This is a genomic window from Waddlia chondrophila WSU 86-1044 (assembly GCF_000092785.1).
Taxonomy (GTDB): domain Bacteria; phylum Chlamydiota; class Chlamydiia; order Chlamydiales; family Waddliaceae; genus Waddlia; species Waddlia chondrophila.
Genome location: NC_014225.1, coordinates 970,024 through 989,710 on the forward strand (window position 1 = coordinate 970,024; position 19,687 = coordinate 989,710).

Genomic DNA, 19,687 nt, shown 5'->3' on the forward strand with positions numbered 1-19,687 from the left:
TAATGAAAGTTGATAGAAATCTGCAGATTGAACGTCTGAAAAAAGAAACTTTCGACCTGGTTGTGATCGGTGGAGGGGCGACAGGCGCAGGCATTGCATTCGATGCTGTTTTGCGCGGCTGCAAGGTGGCGCTGATAGACGCAGGGGATTTTGCATCTCAGACATCAAGCAAGTCGACAAAACTCCTGCATGGCGGCGTCAGATACTTGGAAACAGCGTTCAAAGAGCTTGACTTCAGTCAGTTCAGCTTGGTTAAAAGCGGACTTGAAGAGCGGGCAACAATCTTAAAGATCGCACCTCATCTTTCCAAGCCTCTGCCAATTTTGATCCCTGTTTATCGTTGGCTTCAAGCCGGATATTATTGGACAGGAATTAAGGTGTACGATTTTTTGGCAGGGAAACGCACGATAGGAAACAGCCGTTTCCTCTCTAAGAAAGATGTTGAAAAATATTTCCCGAAAATTCGAACCGATGAACTGAAAGGCGCAATTCTTTATTACGATGGCCAGTTTGACGATGCTAGACTGAACGTCAGCTTGGCCATTTCATCAATTCATCATGGCGCAGCAGCGGCAAATTATGTAAAAGTTATCGACTTTGAACATCTAAATGGCAAGTTGATTGGTGCTTTGGCTGAGGATCAAGTTGAAGGGAATTCATGGGTGATTAAAGGGAAGGTATTTGTTAATGCGGCGGGTCCTTTTGTCGATAAACTTCGTCTGCTTGATAATCCCTCTCTTCTTTGCAAAATGGTAGGAAGCGTTGGAACTCATTTAGTTCTCGATAGATCTTTTGCCCCAAAAGCTGTAGGCCTTTTAATTCCCAAAACTTCGGACGGAAGAGTCCTTTTTCTACTGCCTTGGGAGAATCAAACTCTTGTTGGGACAACCGATGTTCCAGTGGAAGTTAAACAAGATCCAAAGCCGACTGAAGAGGAAATTAACTACCTGATTGAACATCTAAATAAACATCTTGGATTGGGAGTTTCCCGAAAGGATGTGCGTGCGTCTTGGGCAGGGATCAGACCTCTTATTTCAGAGGAACGCGCAAAAAAAACAGCAAAATTATCCCGCGATTTTTCTATTGAAAAAAGCGCGTCAGGGTTGTATTCGATCATGGGAGGGAAGTGGACGTCTTACAGGAAAATGGGAGAGATGCTCATTGATCGGATGATCCAGGATGGAGAACTTTTCTGTAAGCATTGTCAGACAGCCTATTCTCCCATTGTTGGCGGCGAGGTGCCTTGGGAAGGAATGTTAGACAGCCTCGAGATGTTTGACCAAGAGATCATCGATCATCTATATCGAGCTTATGGGACAAAATGCGTAGATGTGGCGAAACTGGCCATTGAAAGAGGGTTGGAAGAGCGGTTGCATCCAGATCATCCTTTTATTGAAGGTGAAGTGGTTTGGGCAGTTCAGGAAGAGATGGCGATCAATGTTGAAGATGTTTTGTCAAGGCGTGTAAGGCTGATGATGCTAGATGAAAAGGCGGGATGTGAAGTTTTGGAACGCGTAAAGGAGTTGATCTTAGATGAAACAAAGGTAGGGGGAAGGAAATGAGGGGGTTATTGAGGTTTACTCTTTCGTTTATTCTCGTCTATATGATTGTCAGTATCATGATCGCTGGCCAGGCTTTCTTTATTCCTTTTTTAATCGCTTTAATTATTTCCTACTTTATTATTGCCTTGGCAGAGTGGGTAAAAAAAATCTTCCGCCTTCCTATGCCATTGGCATATATTGCGGCATTTTCAGGTATTCTCGTGTTTTTCTATATCGTTTCCACCATTGTTACAAATAATGTTCAGAGCTTAATTGAGCTTGCGCCTGTTTATCAGAAAAAACTCGAAGAGGTAATGAATGCGGTTTCTGACAGGTTTCATTTCTCTAAGCCTAATTACCAAGATATGTTTAGGGAATTTAATTTCGGGTCTATTTTGGGAAGCATCGCACTGATGATTCGGGATGTGGCTAGGAATGCTGGTGTGATTACACTTTATGTCATTTTTATGATCATCGAGTACTATTACTTTCACGACAAAATGAAAGCATTTTTTAAGACTCAAAAGAGCTTGGAATCAGCAGAGCAGATCGCTTCGAAGATTGCCAGGAAAACGCAGTCTTATCTGCGATTAAAAACCCTTATGAGCCTTGTAACTGCGGTTTTAAGTTATGTGTTAATGATTGCCGTGGGAGTCGATTTTGCAGAATTTTGGGCTTTGCTGATCTTTTTTCTAAACTACATCCCTACGATCGGCTCAATCGTGGCTACAGCGTTTCCTTGTCTATTGACAATCTTGCAATTCCAATCTTTTTGGCCTTTTGCGATCATTTCAGTCGGCCTGATCTCTACACAGTTTATTATCGGCAATATTATCGAACCGCGTGTGATGGGGAAACAGTTTAACTTGAGCGGTCTGGTCATTCTGGTTTCATTGACGATTAGCGGGACCATTTGGGGGATCACAGGAATGTTTCTTTGTGTGCCGATTTTGATGATCACCAGCATCATCTTAAACAGCTTCTCTAAAACTAGGCCGATAGCAATTCTTCTATCACAAACAGGTGATTTAGAAAATTAGGGATTTTTTGCCAGCTCGTTTTCGATCGTTTCTTTTGGGACAATCGGAGATTTGCAATGCATTCCTTCACAAGTTTTTGCTGCATTTTCCCATGCTTCTTTGGAAGATAAGTTTGCTATCCACCATGGATAGGTGCGGCACTGTACAGGCCGAACCGGATAGATGGAGCATTTGTTATCTTTTAAGAAAATGCAATCGTAGTTCTTGTATTTTAACTCAACTAAGGCAAATCGCCCCTCTTTTTGTCTGAGGTATGTCTTGCGGAATTTATCGATCGGTATCTTAAGGTATTCAGCGATAGCTTCGACTTCCTGCTCGTTTACCCAAACATACCCAGGAGATCCAGTGCAGCAATTGCCGCATCCTGTGCACTCAAATGCAAGACCTTCTGCGTACCAAGGCTCTTCTTGCGCCATTTTCAAAGGGTTACTCATCTCCCATTACCTCTCTTAAATCATTCACAAAAGGAAAGATCGATAAATCTTCAATAGAGTTAGATTCGATCAATATTTTATCGATCTCTTCTTGCGTCATTGGTTTTTTTGAATAGGATTCTACGCGAGGTACTTTGACATTAAAGAAAAAATCTTCTGCCCGGGTCCAGTAATGATTGATACGGATCTTGTCGATATCTGGGCTGCGAGGATGTCCTTTAACAAAGCTTGGCGATACGGCAACATGTCCTTTCTTAAATGAACAATCGTGAATGAAGCACTCTTTAATTTTTTCCGGTTGAGCGATTGTTTTGAAAAACAAATTTTTCTTATGATTCCAGGGAAATTTCAAGGTTAGGGATTCAATCATAAATTTCCCTTCGGGAATATGGGAAAGATGGGATGTTCCATAGCATTGCCAGCTGATATAGACGCCTCCATAGCGGCGATAATCTTTTAGGAATTCCGGAATTGAGGAATGGTTTACAGGAACAATGAATTCATCGGTGTCAATAAAAGCCATCCAAAGCGAGTTTTTTCCGTAGTGTTTCACACAATGATTGTAGGCATCTTTTTGATAGAAAACATAAAGGGTTTCTGGAGGAGAAGGCCAGTTGATAAGGTCGACGATTCCTGACTGAATATAAGGCTTGAGAACCTCTTTGTAGTGATCATTGCTATTATTGTTATACAGATAAAAATGATCCACGCCGACTAACCGGTGATATTCTATCCACTCTTTTAAATATTGCGCTTCGTTGTTGAACATGCAGACGGTTGAAAGGGTGTATTTCTTCGGGGCGGCATCCAGGATGCTATAGAAAGAACACATTAGAAAAAGAAAAAGAAAGCGTTTCATTGCACTTAAATCCAATTGCAAAAAAAACAGTATAAGTCATTGACTCTTTTAGCGAAAAGATTTTATGATTGCGCCTCATATGAGAAAGACAAGTGCTGACCTACCTGGAGCTGAAGCTACGGCAAAACAAGTGATTATTGCTAATCGCGTGAGTGCGCCTCCGGTTCCGGTCGCTTCTTTTTTTACCAACGATGGATTTTCTGTGTATGCTGCGGAATTCCCAGACCAGATTATCATCGCAGGATTCATTGATCTGGATAAGAAGCAAATTATCTTGAATGAGAGCGATGATCTGGAAGTTCAGCAGTTTACCCTTGCGCGTGCTTTGGGACACTGGATCATGCATGGGGACGAGCTGGATGAAATTCCGGAATTAAAAGTGATCTACCATCAGTCTTTAGGAGGGGACCTAAAAAATTTCTATGAAAAAGAAGCGTTGCATTTTGCCCTTCACCTTCTTTTGCCTGAAATTTTCATTGTTGATGATCTTAGGCTGGCCGATCAGGCGATTGCCGTTAAATACCAGGTTCCTGATTTTGTCGTTCGTTTGATTCGGAAAGAATATCTATCTTAAATTCAAGCGCTCATCCTGAAGACGCGGATTGCCGCTTTTCTGGATCAAATTCAAGTCAACTCCTTCCCAAAACTCCGTTTTTTTAATTTTATTAAAAATAAAATATTTTTTATAATTAATTAAGGTTATGTTTAATGGATTTTTATTGTTATGGAACCATTTTCTATTTTATCGAGCAATCCTTTACCTCTTCACACCCGCTGTAAGTCAAAAAATATGGCTCAAGCGTCTAAAATTTCTCCCAAATTTATTAAGGAAAAACTTGCTTTTAAGAGACGGCCATTGCTTACCCCAAAAGAAAGGATTGATAAAATGTTGCTAGCTTCTCCTAGCCGATATCAATTTCGAGGTTTGAGTTATCAAGTTGCTCAATCTATTAAAAATTTAAGTCCTAATCAACGAAAGGAACTCTATTCATCAATTGAAAAAGCTTTCCGCCTTGTTGAGCATGAAGACTCTAATTCAGCTTGGATTCAGCGTGCCGATCTTTTAGATGCCATTGATGTTTTAGTAGAGGATAGCTCCGGAGAGCTAAAACCGATGCTAGCGACATCTGTAGAAAAACAACGAAAGAATAAAGAAGATGTTCCACTTGTTCCTTATAAGCAAATAAAAGAGGCAACGATCATTAAAACCGAACAAATGAGAAAAAAAATTGTCAGTGATAAAAAAATAGAATTAGAGCCTTTAGATCCTGTGATGGTTTTTGAGCATTCTAAAGCGGCAAAAAGTGTGAAAAAACTGACCTCTCGAGAGATTCGAATGGAAAATTTTTTATCGGTTGTCTATCGCACCCTTACCTATGTACTTGGAAAATATCAAGCAAATAAGCTGTTTGGAAGTGCCCGTTTCCTTGCTTCTATGTCGCGTCAATTAGAAATTGAATCTTCTGAGTATTTAGTTAGAAAAGAAAAGGATGAAAAGACCGGCGAAAAAAAATTAGTAGGGTATTATCGAGGTCCAAAATTTTTATTTGGGAAATCGGTTCACGAGTATTCAAATAGAAATGAGTGGTTTAAGCGTTCTTTAACATCTGCTGCAACAGCAGAGTATTTGCAAGGCGTAGAAGTCAAAGAGGCCAAGCTTACAGCTAAATATGGACCAAGCGGCCAGGTTAGCCGGCTTGTGGTCGCAAATTCTGATTCGCGCATACGCCATCATGTGCTTAATCCGGATGAATTTGGAAAGACTCAAGAATTGACAGGAAAAGTTTTAAATGTTGAAGCGGAAAAAGAAGCGAAAAGCAAAGGTGATAGCGCTGCTTACTATTCTGAAAAATATAAATTTTCCACCAAAAATTTGGTAGGAAGAGAAAATGATGATTCCATGGAAATCCAAACAATATCTAAGAAGATGAAAAATTCGGAAAAATTATACGTTGCAGCTCAGCATGAACTCTTGGGAGGATTATGGCGTGCTTTTGATAGGCAGGGTGCTGTTCAAGTTGTGCAACGCTTAGCTCCTGCGGATATCCATAATTATGTTGCCCCTTTAGACGGAAAACCATTAAATCATAAGGAGGCTTGTGAAGTATTAAAAAAGCGCATAGAAGAGCGGCTTAATCAATTGCAGCACACTTCTAAGGATGAGAAAGAAGCGTTGCAGAAAGAAGTTGCGCATCTTGAACATCTTATCCAAATTTTTGCAGATCAAGAAGAAGAGCTTGGAAGAGCATCGCAAGCGACAATAGATATTTATGGCACAAATGAATCTGTATCGACTCCTGCGATTTCCAATAAGTCCAGTATTTTGGCTCAAAATGATCGAAAAATCATGATGTTTTTACATGAAGATGGAAGCTTTTCCATGCACGTGTTTATTGGAGCAACAGGAGTGAATAAAGTTGATGTCGATCAGCAGACAAAAAAGAAAATGAAACGGGGAGCAAGACAAGGTGATATGCAATTTGGCAAAGACCGCATTGAAAAAAGAGATGATTTTCACACAGCTACTGCCAAAAAGACAGTAGACTCTCATAGAAAGTTGCGTTTAGGCGAATGGAAAGGAGGATTTCCTATCAATGGTTCAACAGTCATTTCTTATTATTTAAAGGATGACTTCAGAGCTTTGCCAAAAGTTGATCGTTATAAGAAAGCTGTTGCTGTCGGCACAGGGATGGATCGGCAGGAAATTGAAATAAAGGCCAATATGGGAGATCCTTTATTGATTAAAACAGAAATTCTTTATGCACAAGTTGTTGAGCGCTGCTTTCCGAATATGTTTACACCTTTGCCAACTGTAGATGAAGTAAAGCAGCAAATCTTATTGCAAGATCTTGGGCAAAGAAATCTTGCTGATGATAAACAAATGCTTTATTTTGAGCATGATCAAGAAGTCTTACAAGAAATTCAAGAGTTGCTTAAAAAGGAAAATCTAACTTTTGATGAACAGAAAATGCTTGAGAAATTTGACTCAATCCTTGAGAAGAGGATCGATTGCATAAAGGAGAACAGTAGGCTAGCCACGCAGGTTGATCTGGAAACGGAAGATGTTGAAGATGCAAAGGAGATGATGGTTGAGGGAATAGCAAAAGCAGCCGAAGATTCCTCGCTAGTTGAGGATGATTCTTTTGTTGAAGCCCTAGGTGAGGTTTTGGAAACTTTCATCGATCTCTATAAATATGCAGATTGACTGCGTTAGAGAATCAAAATACATCTTAAAAATCTATTGCATGGTGAACGTCGGTTCGTGGTATACTTCCAATTTATGATTTTACCAATGACCCGAAGTTTTTATTTTCTGTTGCTTGTGGCATTTTTTGCTTGGAAGCAGGCAGGGGCGCAAGCAATTCTTCCTTATGAGAACGGACCGTTGCACGAGGCTTTTGCGACTCCTATCTCCATTAATCTTTTACTCGATGCCATTGAGCTTGAACCGCCGCAGTCCATTAATGAACGCATCCCAAAACAATTGGATATTCAAGCTGAGTGGATCTCCGGATATTGGCAGTGGGATTTTAATGCCAACGATTTTGTCTGGGTAAGTGGGGTTTGGCGCCGCCCTCCTCCAGGTCATCAGTGGGTTTCAGGGTTATGGAAAAAATACGGCAGTGAGTGGGTTCGGGTGCCTGGGTATTGGAGCAAAGTGCCCGAACAGAGTGCCGATTTTATCAGCGTGCCTCCTCCGGATCCTCTTGATGAAAATACGGCTTCACCTCCTTCATCCAATGTTTTTTGGGTGAACGGCCATTGGTATTTTATGTTTAATCTTCAGGAATTCCACTGGGTACCGGGTCACTGGGATGAATTTGACCCGCAATGGGTTCTGGTACCGGCGCATTATGTTTGGAGGCCGGGCGGATATGTCTATGTTCCAGCGTATTGGGATTGGCCGATTGAAGAGAGAGGAACTGCATACACATCTGTAAAGATTGACCCAGACTACCGTTATCATGTTGTTTTCGAGCCGACGTCGATTCTCAAATCGGAAATAATCGTGAAACAGCTTTTTTTGCATTATCCGGACTATCTCTGTTTTTTTCATCATCATTACCACTATCACTTGGATTTTTGGAAAGCGTTTTGCTGCTATCCTCCTTGGTGGGGATGGGATACATGGTGGGGATTCACATGGCATGACCATTGGGCATTGTGGTGGTGGTATACACATCCCGGCTATCCTCAACCTTTATGGATGACAAAGGAAATCAGCAGCATTCTTCCTGTGCCTCTATCCGACTTGCTATCGATGTTCAGCTATGTCAATGCTCCTTTGATTGTCACCCCAAACGGAGTTGCTTCCCGGATGACTTTTTTACGCGCTTTAAATCGTGTAGTAGAAAACGATCTGCCGGTTGTTCCCGATAATGAAAAAAAGCTGAAAAGGATTCAGGAATTGGCAAAGCCTGTCTCTATTGATCCTTACAATATTTTAAAGCCTCTCGGTCCTCGTCTACCAATCGATCCTAACGCTGTCAGACCGAATGTCAGAAAGCCTGTCGTCAACTCTCAACCTTTTTCAGGTGTTCAAATCATCAAAGAAGATCTTAAGCCGCACTTCCCATTTAAGCCGCGTATTCCTTCTCATCGCAGCTCCCCCATTTGGAAACCTCAGGAATCTTCATCTACCTCCGAACCTCTTCCTGTGCCCAAGCCTACATGGACTCCGAAATCGCCTAATTCGTATCCTCCGGTTCAAACATACCCTGATAAGAAAAAACCTTCCGATGCGGAGAGCTCGCAATGGAAGCCCAGGCATCATTGGGGAGAGCCTCCTGTGCAGCGTCCGCCGATTTATCGTCCTCGCAATCGCCACTCTTCAGTAAAAACTTGGAAAGAGATGGACGAAAGAAACAGAGAAGAGTAGATAGTGTCGTCATGCCCTTTGATACAGATGTTCTAAAGGCATTTTCCACAAAACCTGGCGTTTATCTGATGAAAGACAAAGCGGGTAAGGTGATCTATGTTGGAAAAGCGAAGAACCTCAGACAACGTGTGCGGCAATACTTTGTCAAAGGAGGGGACGGACGCTTTATGATCCCTTTCCTTGTTTCGAAGGTTGAATCGATTGAGACTGTGGTTGTCAGCTCCGAAAAAGAAGCGCTTTTGTTAGAAAATAACCTGATCAAAAAGCACAAGCCGCGCTATAACGCCCTATTAAAAGATGATAAGAGCTACATTGCCTTGAAGCTTACACGTCACCACTGGCCGAGAATAGATCTTGTCCGATACAAAGGGAAGCCTAAAGCAGACGGCATTTATTTTGGTCCCTATGCGCATGCTGGTGCAGCACGCAAAACGCTTGATTTGCTCCATAAAATTTTTCCCTTGCGGCAGTGTTCCGATCAGGAGTTTGCTAGACGCAATCGTCCTTGTATTTTATACGATATTAAAAAGTGTGTCGCACCTTGTGTGGGCTATTGCAGTAAAGAGGAATATGACGAACTTGCTGCAAAAGCTGTTCGTTTTTTGCGTGGCAATGACAAAGAAGTGATTCGAGATCTTTACCGGAAAATGGAGAGGTGTTCTTCGGAAATGCAGTATGAGCAGGCAGCCGAAATTTATCGCACAATACAATCGATCGAAAAAACGGTGGAAGGACAGCATGTGGATAAACCTTTGGGTGTAGATGCGGATGCTTTGGGGCTTCATCGGGAAGGGGAGGAGGTGCTTCTTGCACTGCTCATGTTCAAAAGCGGGCGGCTGACTGGATCCAAATGTTTCAGCTTCCGTTCAATAGCTCAAGATGATCAAGAACTTGTCCAGTCTTTTATTTTCCAGCACTACGCAGATTTGCCCTCCTTGCCTCACGAAGTGATTGCGCCGTTGGATATCGAGGAAGGGGCAATCATTGCAGAGCATCTGTCTGAAGGAAGATCTAGGAAATTATCGATCATCTCTCCTAAGAGAGGAGAGAAACGTAAACTTGTTGAAATGGCGGCAATGAACGCTGAATCGGAATTTAGAAAAGAAAAAGATGCGGATGCGATTATTGAAAGAACGTTGCTGCAAATGCGGGATAAATTTCATCTGTCGCGGTACCCCAAACGGATTGAATGCTTTGACATTTCAACGATTTCAGGGGAGGAAACCGTAGCAACCAAGGTCGCTTTCCTCGATGGTAAAAAAGACGCTTCGGCTTATAGGAAATATAAGATTAAAACCCTGGATCGTCCAGATGATTATGGCGCAATGTATGAAGCATTGATCAGAAGATTTAGAAAAGCTGAAAAGGAAAATCATCTTCCAGACCTTCTTATGATCGATGGAGGAAAGGGACATTTAAACGTTGCGCTTAGAGTCCTTCAGGAATTAAATATTATTTCAGTCGATGTCATTGGCCTGGCAAAAGAGGATAGCCGGCATGATAAAGGTCAGACACTTGATCAGGTTTTCCTTCCAAATGTTAAAGATCCCCTTTTGCTTAGCAGGCACTCGCAAATTCTTTTTTTTCTGCAAAAAATCCGAGATGAGGCGCATCGCACTGCAATAGCCTTTCATCGAAAAAGAAGAAGTAAAGCTTTGATAAAAAGCGCTCTCGATGATGTTCCAGGCATTGGAAATGCACGTAAAAAAGCGCTTTTAAAACACTTTGGAAGTCTTAAAAAAATAAAAGAGGCTTCCATAGAGGAGTTGGTCTCTATCCCGGGAATATCTGAGCAGTTAGCCGAGCTAATCAGACGTTTGTAACATTTTCTTCTGTTCCAAAAGCTGTTCGATTGTATACGCCAATCGTCTTCCATCGGTCTGATGCCCTGAGAGATATTTAAATGGCGGGCAAACAGACCCTTTTTCCTGAAGTTCAAGAATGCGCTTGGAATCATTCAGCTGAGTGCGGGCATCAGAAATGGCTGTTTTGCTTATTGGCTTAATAAGGGGAAGCAAGCGACTGACTTTTTGATAGAGAAGAAGCGCTTTTTTTTCAGGGATCAGCCATAAGTCTACAGGATGCATAGAAGCAATGAATTTCCGCACAACTTTTTTCTTTTTGGATAATTTTTTATCTAAAGGAGATGGAAATCCTTCCCGTTTTGAAAGATATTTTTTGAGTTGTTGATGGGTCTTGATAGAATTTAATAGCTTCTCTTCATTTTGGCAAGATCCGCAAATACAGGAAAAAATGTTCCTTCTGGATAAATCGTATTTTTCTAAAGAAATTGGAAGAGTATAATTTTTGTTTTCTAGGAATGCTTTTCTGCACTTCTGTAGATCGTATACCAATCTAGCGTAGTTTCGCATCCAATCAACCGGAACAGCGGGTTCTTTTGTTTCAAGACAATGAATTTTCTCTTCCAAATGTTCGATCTTATCTAAGAGAGATAACCGGAGCTCGGTTTCTTTTTTTCCGAGAGCGAAAAATTCAGCGAGCTTTTCTGCAAACAGGGTTAAAGCCGCATATGGATGCAGATTGTTTAAAGAGGTTAAATGGATTAAATCCAATGCAGTAGAGCGGATCTGATTTTCGATGACGCAATCAACTGCATTGACGATAGCGGGCATTTCAATTGTGGAATTCATTGTGTGGTAAAGGTGCAGCTTTTGTGACATCAGCCTTTTTTCATCTTTGAGATTCGGTAAAATTGCAGAGTGCGCAGCGCTGCAGCAACAGCAGCTTGATTTTCCATGTTGAGAAAGTGTTTTCTCTTGCATCACGCTGCAATGTTCCTGAAAGTAGAAAAGAAGTTGGTAATAAAAGATTTGCATCCTTCGATAGGCGTGATCTATAACCACGTTGCGCCACTGCTTGAATTCAGAATCGCTCGGCCTGATTCCAGGCTTATGCGGGTATTCACTGCTTCTTGAAATTGTTATGTTTGATGAGTAAGCGTAATAAGTACGCTTCCGTTTGCGGTTTTTTCTCGGTTCGATGTTGCTGTTTTTCAAACATCTTAATACTGTTTGTTTAACAAGAGTTTCTTTTTCGTTGAATAATGAAAGACGAAATCCTTCTTTAAAAGCATAAGAGATGCAGGATGAGGAGATCGGGATCATCATAAACCTCCTTTTTTACATTTCGAATGAACTTTTTTGAATTAATTGACAATAAAATAATTTAAGTTGCGTTAATCCAAGAGAATTTGTTAAGATTCTGGCTCGTAAGAAAGCGATGATGGGGTATTAGCTCAGTTGGTTAGAGCGCCACGTTGACATCGTGGAGGTCAGCTGTTCGAGTCAGCTATATCCCATATTTTTTATCGTATGTTATATTCTTCAAAGCATCATCATCTAGTCGCAGCAGCTCTATTGGGGCGCTCCCTTTGCACTCTTTTCCCTCAGGCAAAAATATTGCACTTCGATCAAACAAAGAAGGGATTTTACTGTCTGTGTAAATTTCCTCATCCTTTTGATGATCAGGCTCTCAGAATGACTGAAGAGGAACTCAAAAGAACAATCCAGGAAAACTTAAAGATAGAAACTGTTGAAATGATGCGTGAAAACGCAGCCGTGTTGTTTGAACATCGCGGGCTGGAACCAATGGCCGATGAGATCAGAAAGGGATCTTCAACGATTATTGAATTAGTTCGGATCGAGGAGTTTTATGGAGTTTGTCCAAAACCTCATTTGTCAGGGACTAGGCAGGTTGGATCAATAAAACTCTTTTGGAAAAGAGAGGGGGAGTTGATCAAAATCGAAGGAATTGCCCGAGAGACCTCTAAGGATTTGAAACAATTTTTTAAAAATTTTGCAGCGTTTACTTCCCACGAAGAATTGGGAAAGGAAGCAGACCTTTTTTTTGTTGAGAAAAATTGCTGCTTTTGGGCGCCGAAAGGAGAGTTGATCCGAGAGATTCTCGTTCAGTGGTGGAAGTCTAGTCTTAGAGGATTAGGATTTTCTATTTTCAGCTCTTCCGGAGCTTCCATCACTGCTGATCCCCGTTTTGAGTACGGCTGTCAACTGGCAGAGATCTCTGAAAAAAAGAGAGATGAAGAGCTCTCTATGGAAGGTGGACTGTATGATTTGCCATGGGCAACTTCGGATCGATTTTGGTGGGCTTTGGATGAAAAATCAGCCTTGGCTAATGTGAATTCCTGCTTGCATTTCATTAAGAAAACCGTTAATATGATGGCCATTGACTGCTCGTGGATTTTCTATAACAACTTGTTGAAATCCCGTCGTTGTCAAAAAAATAGGGATTTGAGCATTGAAATCCTCTCTCAATCGCTGGAAATAAGTGGAATTGAGACATTCAGGCAGAACGAGTCGTTCCAGAAGTATTCGGCCATTGAGGCCAGGTTTACAGATTCGTTAGGCAGAGAATGGTCAGGGCCAAGGATTGAGTTGCGGGATGCTAGCGGCTTTCAGATCGATCAATCGATGGATTCATTTGTTTTGGTTGGATCGGTGTTTAGGTCATTGGAAAGCTTAATCGCACTCCTTTTGGAGTCTTCGAAGGGTGAGCTGCCATTTTGGCTGGCTCCCGAGCAGGTTAGGATTTTGCCTGTTAAGCAAGAAGATGTTGCGTGGGCCGTGGAGATCGCTGAAGAGTTGATTGAAAATGGTTATCGGGTACATTGCGATGCGGATCCAGGCTCGCTTTCGGAGAAAGTGAGCGTAGCAAATCAATACAAGGTTCCCTATATTGTAGTCGTAGGGAAAAGAGAGAGAGAAGAACAGGCTGTTTCCGTAAGGTGTAGCTCAAAAGGAAATAAAGCAAGTGTTGTCTCTTTCGAATTGTTTATGGAAGAGCTGAAAAAACAAAGAGAAAAAGCTCAATTCCCTATTAATTAATGACTAAGTGAAAACTGGAGAGAAGCAATAGTTTGAGAATTAACCGAGAAATTCGCGCGCCTAAGGTAAGAGTGATTAGCTCGACAGGCGAGCAGGTAGGGATTATGAGTCCCAGAGATGCCTTGAAAAGAGCAGAAGATGAAGGGCTTGATCTCGTGGAGATTGCGCCCAACGCAAATCCTCCCGTTTGTAAGATCATTGACTATGGAAAGTTCCGATATGATCAGACTAAACGGGAAAAAGAAAGTAAAAAGGCCTCCCACCAGATCAAGGTAAAGGAGGTCAAAGTAAAACCGAATATTAATGAGCACGATCTCCAAACGAAGATGAGGCATGCAAAAGATTTTCTTGAGAAAGGAAATAAGGTTAAGGTGACCTGCATGTTCAGAGGGCGTGAAATGGCTCATAAAAGCATTGGAGAACGGTTGATTCAAAGGATTGTTGAAGATCTGAATGAGGTGGCCGTTTGCGAAACACCAATGAAAATGTTCGGGCGTTTTTTAACAGTGGTCTTGGCGCCACATAAAAATAAGAAGTGATGAGAAAGCCATGCCTAAATTGAAAACCAAGAAGGCCGTGGCGGCCAGATTCAAACTGACGGGAAAGGGAAAATTGCTTAGACAAAGACCCGGCCTGCGTCACATTATGACCAAGAAGACGCCAAAGCGAAAACGTCAACTGGCCAAACCGGCACTAGTCAGCGATAGCCAGTTAAAGACTTATAAGCGCTTAATGTGCGTCTCATAATAGTGGAGGTTAGCAATGGTTAGAGCAACCAATGCTGTAGCGACACGTCGAAGAAAGAAAAGGCTCTTAAAGCGGGCGAAAGGGTTTTGGGGGGATCGTAAAAATCACCTCAAAATGACTAAAGATGCCGTGATGCGTGCATTAGCATTTAACTATGTGCACAGGAAGCAGAAAAAACGCGACTTCAGAAAGCTCTGGATCACACGTTTATCTGCGGCAGCAAAAATTCACGGAATATCTTATAGCAAACTCGTTCACGGCTTGAAAAGGTCTCGATGTGAGCTAGACAGAAAGATGTTAGCCGATATGGCAATTAGCGATCCGGACGGTTTCAAACAAGTCGTCGGTCGCGCTAAAGAAGCGTTAGCGTAAATCTAACTTTAGGGAATGTCATCAAACTGATGGCATTCCCTTCCTATATGAAGTCATGCAAGCAGAAATCGAAACATTAAAAAAGACATTTACGGCAGAAATCGATCAGGCATGCTCTACAGCATCTCTGGAAGAGTTGAAAATTAAGTACCTGGGACGTAAAGGGCCGGTGCAGGATTTGATGAAATCTCTTAAAAATGCATCGAAAGAGGAGAGGCCTGCGCTTGGCAAGTTGATTAACGATCTCAAGGAAGAGATTTCGAATGGCATTAACGGAAAATATGACGACTTATTGATTGTGGAAGAGGATCGAAAGATCAAAGAGGAAACTATCGATATCACTCTCCCGGGAAAGCGTCGTTTCTCCGGACGGAAACATGTCATTACCCAATCTATCGATACGATTTTAGAAATTTTGATTGGAATGGGATTTTCGGTCCAGTATGGTCCGGATATCGATACCGATTACTACAATTACGAAGCATTGAATTTTCCTGAAGATCATCCTGCTAGGGATATGCAGGATACCTTTTACATTACAGACAATGTTTTACTTCGCTCCCATACAAGCAACGTTCAAACTCGTGTGATGGAATCAGCAGAGCCTCCCATACGGATCATTGCCCCGGGAAAAACGTATAGAAATGAGACGATTACGGCAAGATCGCATGTCTTTTTTCATCAAATTGAGGCTCTGTACATCGATAAAGGCGTCACTTTTGGCGATTTGTTGTCTACGCTTGACGAATTTTTATCCAAGTTATTCGATCACGATGTCAAAACACGTTATCGGCCAAGTTATTTCCCATTTGTCGAACCGGGCTTGGAAGTGGATGTCAGTTGTTTATCGTGCAGCGGTAAAGGGTGTACTCTTTGCAAGCATACCGGTTGGCTTGAGGTTGCTGGTGCGGGCATGGTTCATCCTGAAGTTCTCAAAAATGGAAATATCGATCCGGAGATTTATACAGGATACGCTTGGGGACTAGGTGTGGAAAGATTAGCAATGTTAAAGCATGGGATTAAGGATATTCGACTATTCACGGAAAACCACATCCGGTTTTTAGAACAATTTCCGGCAATATAAATGATTTCATCTACTGTTTTAGAATCGGGGATAAAGCTTGTCGATTTTATCCACCAGAAGCTGCAAGGCAAACATTCTCTTCGAAAAATTAAGCGTGCCATTGAAAACAATCATGTTTGTGTTAATGGGGCAGTGGAGAGATTTTACAGTTTTCAACTTTCCAAAGGCGATTTAGTTGAATTCGATGATTCTGTGCTTGAAAAATCGGAAAGTGAAAAACCGGTTCCCGAACGGGATGCGATCCTATTTGAAGACGATCATCTCCTGATTTACAACAAGCCCTCAGGCATGAATTCAGATGAATTCGGATTGGGAAAATTCTTCCCCTCTTTCCCGCTTATTCACCGATTGGATAAAGAGACGACGGGGTGTATTATGTTTGCCAAATATCCCAAAGTCAAAAATCGCATGATCGAATTATTTAAAGGAAAGAAAATTTCCAAGCATTATTTGGCGGTTGTTGATGGTGTCCCCAATAAGCGCGAAGGCGTAGAAGAGTCGTTTATTGGCCAAATTTCATCTAATCCCGGAAGTATTAAATGGGGAAACGTCTCTCCAAAGCAGGGGCAGCATGCGAAAACCCAATGGATGATTGAAAAGAGGGGAAAGGAAGCTGCATTATTAAAGATGCAGCCGATTACAGGGCGTACCCACCAGCTGCGCGTCCATGCGGCTCAGATGGGGCATCCGATTTTAGGGGATTTCCGTTATTGCCGCCATTTTAAGTGTTCCTATCAGCCCTCAAGAACTTTGCTTCACGCTTATACACTGCATTTTCCCCATCCGATTTTAGATGCTTACCTAAAAATTAAAGCGCCGATCCCTGCAGACATGAAACAAGCAATCAGACAAACGTGTAGATGAGAGCGCTTATCGTAAAAACTTCATCCTTAGGCGATATCATTCATGCGTTTCCTGTTGCGGCGTATTTGCAAGATAGATGTCCCGGAATATTGATCGATTGGGTTGTCGAACAGCCTTTTTCCGAATTGGTCCGCTCCCATCCTTATGTTCACTCTGTTTATACAGTCCATACCAAGAAGTGGCGCAAAGGACGTGGCTGGAAAGAGATTGCGGCAATTAGAAAACAGTTGAAATCGCAGAGTTGGGATGTCGTTTTCGATCTACAGGGAAATTCAAAATCGGCCATTCTCACTCATTGGGCAAATAGTTCGGATAAAGTGGGGTATGGTGATCGTTTAGTTTTTGAAAAGCCGAATCTCTGGGTGACAACGCATCAATACGACCCTCCTCCAGAGGCCAATGTAAGGGAAGAGAACCTGTTTCTCGTTCGTTCGTATTTGCAAGATAAGGCTCCGTTTCAAAGCAAAGCGGTCTATTTAAACATCTCGACAGAAGAAGAAGAGTTAGTCGACCAAATCGATCGACGTTTGCCGAATCAACGCAAGGTCATGGTATGTCCAGGTTCTGCTTGGCTGAGTAAGCAAGTTGAGCAAAAGGCGCTTGTCTGCTTTCTTAAACAGATCCCTAAGACTCACTTTTTACTCATTTGGGGAAGCGATTCGGAAAGAGAGGCAGTTGATTTTCTCCATCGTGAAATTCCCAATAGCTCTGTGATGGATCGCTTTTCCATACCCGTATTGCAAAATCTCATGGGCCGTGTTGATGAGGTGATCGCTATGGATTCGCTGCCATTGCACCTAGCTGCCACAATTGATGTTCCTACCTATAGTGTATTTGGAGCATCAAGCGCTCAAAAATATAAGCCTTTCGGAAAGAAGCATAGAGCCTTTCAGGGAGTCTGTCCTTATGGAAGGACGTTTTCCAGAAGATGTCCTATTTTAAGAACTTGTGAAACAGGGGCTTGCATTCGTTCGTTAACTGGCGATGAACTTTTTGAGCATTATTCGAGCTCTAAAATCTGAACATGTCCCTTTCGGGTCAGAGTATAGATAGATCTTCCAATCGGAGAAAGAAGAATCCCTTTTTGAAGCAGGCGCTGCACTTGTTCTTTGCGGAGTTGAATTCCGTTTTGCTCTTTCCAAAGCACATAATCGCATCCTTTATTCCAGGCGGAACACCCAAATCCTTTTTTTCCCTCTATCATGGGTTCGTTACATTTTGGACAAGGACCGAGTTGCTCTTCACAAATTTGATTGACATCGCTTGTTTTGATGATCTCTTTTGTAAATTGTTCGATGTTTTTCATAAATTCTTCTGAAGAGTAGTTTCCGGTTTCGATCGCTTTGAGCTTTGACTCCCATTCTCCAGTCAGTTGTGCAGATTTTAAAGCGGGACTTTGAATTAATGAGATGAGAAACTTCCCGCTGCTTGTTGATTTCAGATTTTTTTTCTCTCTTTTCACATAGCCTCTGGCAATCAACGTTTCGATAATGGCAGCTCTTGTTGCCGGGGTGCCAATTCCTTTATCTTTGAGAAGTTCTCTTTGTTTTGGGTCGTCTACTTGTTTTCCGGCTGCTGCCATAGCGCCTAGCAAGGAGTTTTCCGTATAGCTTTTGGGCGGCTGAGTTTTTCCTTCTTTTAAATAAGGGGATTGGGGCCCGCTTTCTCCTTTGACAAACGCGGGAAGAAGATCTTTTTTCTCTTCATTTTTTGAATAGAGCTTTGTCCATCCCGGATCTTTGATCACCGTTCCTTTAGCTGTGAATTTCAACGTTTGCACAACAGCTTCGGCAACGACTGTTTCTTTTAAACAAGGGGGATAAAAAGCGGCAAGAAGACGCGTATGAATTGTATCGAATACTTGCGCTTGGATAGTAGGGATCTGTTTGGGGTTTTGTCCTGTGGGAATGATTGCGTGGTGATCGGTGACTTTTTTATCGTCGATAATTCTCTTTGTGAAGTTAAGCTGATTCAGATCCAGAGCTTCTGTTTCTTCGGGTTTGAGTGGTTGAAGACTTCTCAAAGCATTGACAACATCTTTCTTCATCTCTTTATTGAGGTATTGCGAATCTGTTCTAGGGTAGGTGATCAGTTTGCTTTCATACAGAGACTGAGCGGCTTTTAAAGTGTCGGCAGCAGATATTCCAAAACGTTTGTTCATTTCCCGTTGCAGCTCTGTTAAGTCAAACAATTGAGGAGGCATCTGTTTTTCGTTTTTCTTTTTGATCCCTTCAATTCTTAACAGAGCGTCTTTGATCGTATCCAGGAGAGCTTCGCCCTCCTCTTTTTTCGAAAAACGCTGTCCGTTGTATTTAAACGCTGCATCCCGATATGTTGTCATAAGCTCCCAAAAAGGCTCTGATTGAAAAAAGGCAATCTCATCGTCTCTTTCGGTAATCATCGCAAGGACAGGAGTTTGTACACGGCCTAAGCTCCACAAGGTTCCTTTGCCGTAGCGTATGGTCAAGTTCCTTGTGCCATTCAATCCAACGATCCAATCTGCTTCGCTGCGGCAACGGGCAGCCTGGAAAAGGTGTTGATATTCAGAGCCGGCCTTCATTTTTTCAAATGCTGTTTTAATGGCTTCAGGAGTTAAGGAATTCAGCCACAAGCGTTGAAACGGCTTTTCTTCCAGGTTGCACCATTGCATGATGTAGCGGAAAATCAGCTCGCCTTCCCTTCCGGCATCAGTTGCACAGATGATTCGGTTTGCTTGGACGAGCAATTTTTTTAGAATTCCCAGCTGCTTTTTTGCTCCTTCGTCGCCGATTTCAGTTAACTCAAACGGCTTTGGAAGAAGAGGCAGTGTTTCAAGCGACCACTGCTTCCATTGAGGATGATACTCTTCAGGTTTTTTCAATCCTACAAGATGCCCAAAAGCCCAAGTGATCTTATATCCGTTGCCTTCGATATATCCCTCTTTGCGCGAGGCGGCCCCTAAATGTTCGGCAAGATCGCGGGCAACAGAAGGTTTTTCGGCAACAACAACGTTCATGTTTTAAAAA

General features: G+C 42.1%; 17 protein-coding genes and 1 tRNA gene. 14 read left to right on the forward strand and 4 right to left on the reverse strand.

The features are described from left to right. Nucleotides 1-2 precede the first annotated feature (2 nt). On the forward strand, nucleotides 3-1,562 hold the full coding sequence (locus WCW_RS04375) for a glycerol-3-phosphate dehydrogenase/oxidase (RefSeq protein WP_041941518.1): 1,560 nt from the start codon (nucleotides 3-5) through the stop codon (nucleotides 1,560-1,562). Beyond that, a complete protein-coding gene (locus tag WCW_RS04380) occupies nucleotides 1,559-2,581 on the forward strand; it encodes an AI-2E family transporter (protein WP_013181980.1) in 1,023 nt (340 codons plus the stop codon). The genes WCW_RS04375 and WCW_RS04380 overlap by 4 nt, the downstream gene beginning before the upstream one ends. Here the strand turns inward: WCW_RS04380 and WCW_RS04385 are convergent. Together WCW_RS04385 and WCW_RS09700 are read right to left on the reverse strand one after the other, a co-directional pair. Next, on the reverse strand, nucleotides 2,578-3,015 hold the full coding sequence (locus WCW_RS04385) for a YkgJ family cysteine cluster protein (protein ID WP_013181981.1): 438 nt from the start codon (nucleotides 3,013-3,015) through the stop codon (nucleotides 2,578-2,580). The genes WCW_RS04380 and WCW_RS04385 overlap by 4 nt on opposite strands. After that, the gene (locus tag WCW_RS09700) at nucleotides 3,008-3,874 is read right to left on the reverse strand and encodes a glycosyltransferase family 92 protein (protein WP_049767117.1); all 867 of its coding nucleotides are present in this window, start codon (nucleotides 3,872-3,874) and stop codon (nucleotides 3,008-3,010) included. Before WCW_RS09700 ends, WCW_RS04385 begins: the two co-directional genes overlap by 8 nt. A gap of 79 nt (nucleotides 3,875-3,953) precedes the next feature. On the opposite strand from WCW_RS09700, the gene WCW_RS04395 reads away from it, so the two are divergent. The 4 genes from WCW_RS04395 to uvrC all read left to right on the forward strand — a co-directional run bounded on the left by WCW_RS04395 (nucleotide 3,954) and on the right by uvrC (nucleotide 10,576). Next, nucleotides 3,954-4,448 (forward strand): ImmA/IrrE family metallo-endopeptidase, encoded by a 495-nt coding sequence (locus WCW_RS04395; protein WP_162268174.1) that lies wholly within the window; start codon nucleotides 3,954-3,956, stop codon nucleotides 4,446-4,448. 150 nt (nucleotides 4,449-4,598) lie between these two features. Further along, a complete protein-coding gene (locus tag WCW_RS04400) occupies nucleotides 4,599-7,079 on the forward strand; it encodes a phosphatidylserine decarboxylase (protein ID WP_013181984.1) in 2,481 nt (826 codons plus the stop codon). Nucleotides 7,080-7,166: 87 nt separating this feature from the next. Beyond that, nucleotides 7,167-8,753 carry a hypothetical protein gene (locus tag WCW_RS04405; RefSeq protein WP_041941519.1) on the forward strand — a complete coding sequence of 529 codons (1,587 nt, stop codon included), beginning with the start codon at nucleotides 7,167-7,169 and terminating at the stop codon, nucleotides 8,751-8,753. Nucleotides 8,754-8,764: 11 nt separating this feature from the next. Further along, nucleotides 8,765-10,576: an excinuclease ABC subunit UvrC gene (gene uvrC / locus WCW_RS04410; protein ID WP_041941520.1), complete on the forward strand. Its 1,812-nt coding sequence runs from the start codon at nucleotides 8,765-8,767 to the stop codon at nucleotides 10,574-10,576. Here the strand turns inward: uvrC and WCW_RS04415 are convergent. Then, nucleotides 10,559-11,881, reverse strand: a complete 1,323-nt coding sequence (locus WCW_RS04415; RefSeq protein WP_041941521.1) for a hypothetical protein — start codon at nucleotides 11,879-11,881, stop codon at nucleotides 10,559-10,561. The genes uvrC and WCW_RS04415 overlap by 18 nt on opposite strands. Nucleotides 11,882-11,998: 117 nt before the next feature. Here WCW_RS04415 and WCW_RS04420 point away from each other — a divergent pair. The 8 genes from WCW_RS04420 (at nucleotide 11,999) to WCW_RS04455 (ending at nucleotide 17,704) form a co-directional block, all read left to right on the forward strand. Then, a tRNA-Val gene (locus WCW_RS04420) sits at nucleotides 11,999-12,072 on the forward strand. Between the two features lie 13 nt (nucleotides 12,073-12,085). Continuing rightward, nucleotides 12,086-13,615 carry a His/Gly/Thr/Pro-type tRNA ligase C-terminal domain-containing protein gene (locus tag WCW_RS04425; RefSeq protein ID WP_013181988.1) on the forward strand — a complete coding sequence of 510 codons (1,530 nt, stop codon included), beginning with the start codon at nucleotides 12,086-12,088 and terminating at the stop codon, nucleotides 13,613-13,615. A gap of 32 nt (nucleotides 13,616-13,647) precedes the next feature. Further along, complete coding sequence (infC, locus tag WCW_RS04430) at nucleotides 13,648-14,154, forward strand: translation initiation factor IF-3 (RefSeq protein ID WP_013181989.1); 507 nt, start codon at nucleotides 13,648-13,650, stop codon at nucleotides 14,152-14,154. A 10-nt stretch (nucleotides 14,155-14,164) separates the two neighbouring features. Further along, nucleotides 14,165-14,362 carry a 50S ribosomal protein L35 gene (gene rpmI / locus WCW_RS04435; RefSeq protein ID WP_013181990.1) on the forward strand — a complete coding sequence of 66 codons (198 nt, stop codon included), beginning with the start codon at nucleotides 14,165-14,167 and terminating at the stop codon, nucleotides 14,360-14,362. Between the two features lie 15 nt (nucleotides 14,363-14,377). Next, a complete protein-coding gene (rplT, locus tag WCW_RS04440) occupies nucleotides 14,378-14,734 on the forward strand; it encodes a 50S ribosomal protein L20 (protein ID WP_013181991.1) in 357 nt (118 codons plus the stop codon). 55 nt (nucleotides 14,735-14,789) lie between these two features. Then, nucleotides 14,790-15,818, forward strand: coding sequence for a phenylalanine--tRNA ligase subunit alpha (gene pheS / locus WCW_RS04445; protein WP_013181992.1), 1,029 nt, complete (start codon nucleotides 14,790-14,792; stop codon nucleotides 15,816-15,818). Continuing rightward, the gene (locus WCW_RS04450; protein ID WP_013181993.1) at nucleotides 15,819-16,682 is read left to right on the forward strand and encodes an RluA family pseudouridine synthase; all 864 of its coding nucleotides are present in this window, start codon (nucleotides 15,819-15,821) and stop codon (nucleotides 16,680-16,682) included. Then, on the forward strand, nucleotides 16,679-17,704 hold the full coding sequence (locus WCW_RS04455; RefSeq protein WP_013181994.1) for a glycosyltransferase family 9 protein: 1,026 nt from the start codon (nucleotides 16,679-16,681) through the stop codon (nucleotides 17,702-17,704). The genes WCW_RS04450 and WCW_RS04455 overlap by 4 nt, the downstream gene beginning before the upstream one ends. Here WCW_RS04455 and WCW_RS04460 read toward each other — a convergent pair. Then, nucleotides 17,683-19,677, reverse strand: a complete 1,995-nt coding sequence (locus WCW_RS04460) for a DNA topoisomerase 3 (RefSeq protein WP_013181995.1) — start codon at nucleotides 19,675-19,677, stop codon at nucleotides 17,683-17,685. The two genes, WCW_RS04455 and WCW_RS04460, sit on opposite strands and share 22 nt — an antisense overlap. Nucleotides 19,678-19,687 lie beyond the last annotated feature (10 nt).

What these genes read in the sequence shown, in the direction of transcription:
- WCW_RS09700 (WP_049767117.1), bottom strand. Translation starts at nt 3,874, where the DNA reads ATGAAACGCTTTCTTTTTCTTTTTCTAATGTGTTCTTTCTATAGCATC.
- WCW_RS04385 (WP_013181981.1), bottom strand. Translation starts at nt 3,015, where the DNA reads ATGAGTAACCCTTTGAAAATGGCGCAAGAAGAGCCTTGGTACGCAGAA.
- uvrC (WP_041941520.1), top strand. Translation starts at nt 8,765, where the DNA reads ATGCCCTTTGATACAGATGTTCTAAAGGCATTTTCCACAAAACCTGGC.
- WCW_RS04380 (WP_013181980.1), top strand. Translation starts at nt 1,559, where the DNA reads ATGAGGGGGTTATTGAGGTTTACTCTTTCGTTTATTCTCGTCTATATG.
- WCW_RS04460 (WP_013181995.1), bottom strand. Translation starts at nt 19,677, where the DNA reads ATGAACGTTGTTGTTGCCGAAAAACCTTCTGTTGCCCGCGATCTTGCC.
- WCW_RS04455 (WP_013181994.1), top strand. Translation starts at nt 16,679, where the DNA reads ATGAGAGCGCTTATCGTAAAAACTTCATCCTTAGGCGATATCATTCAT.
- WCW_RS04405 (WP_041941519.1), top strand. Translation starts at nt 7,167, where the DNA reads ATGACCCGAAGTTTTTATTTTCTGTTGCTTGTGGCATTTTTTGCTTGG.
- WCW_RS04375 (WP_041941518.1), top strand. Translation starts at nt 3, where the DNA reads ATGAAAGTTGATAGAAATCTGCAGATTGAACGTCTGAAAAAAGAAACT.
- rpmI (WP_013181990.1), top strand. Translation starts at nt 14,165, where the DNA reads ATGCCTAAATTGAAAACCAAGAAGGCCGTGGCGGCCAGATTCAAACTG.
- WCW_RS04400 (WP_013181984.1), top strand. Translation starts at nt 4,599, where the DNA reads ATGGAACCATTTTCTATTTTATCGAGCAATCCTTTACCTCTTCACACC.
- rplT (WP_013181991.1), top strand. Translation starts at nt 14,378, where the DNA reads ATGGTTAGAGCAACCAATGCTGTAGCGACACGTCGAAGAAAGAAAAGG.
- WCW_RS04395 (WP_162268174.1), top strand. Translation starts at nt 3,954, where the DNA reads ATGAGAAAGACAAGTGCTGACCTACCTGGAGCTGAAGCTACGGCAAAA.
- pheS (WP_013181992.1), top strand. Translation starts at nt 14,790, where the DNA reads ATGCAAGCAGAAATCGAAACATTAAAAAAGACATTTACGGCAGAAATC.
- WCW_RS04425 (WP_013181988.1), top strand. Translation starts at nt 12,086, where the DNA reads ATGTTATATTCTTCAAAGCATCATCATCTAGTCGCAGCAGCTCTATTG.
- WCW_RS04415 (WP_041941521.1), bottom strand. Translation starts at nt 11,881, where the DNA reads ATGATGATCCCGATCTCCTCATCCTGCATCTCTTATGCTTTTAAAGAA.
- WCW_RS04450 (WP_013181993.1), top strand. Translation starts at nt 15,819, where the DNA reads ATGATTTCATCTACTGTTTTAGAATCGGGGATAAAGCTTGTCGATTTT.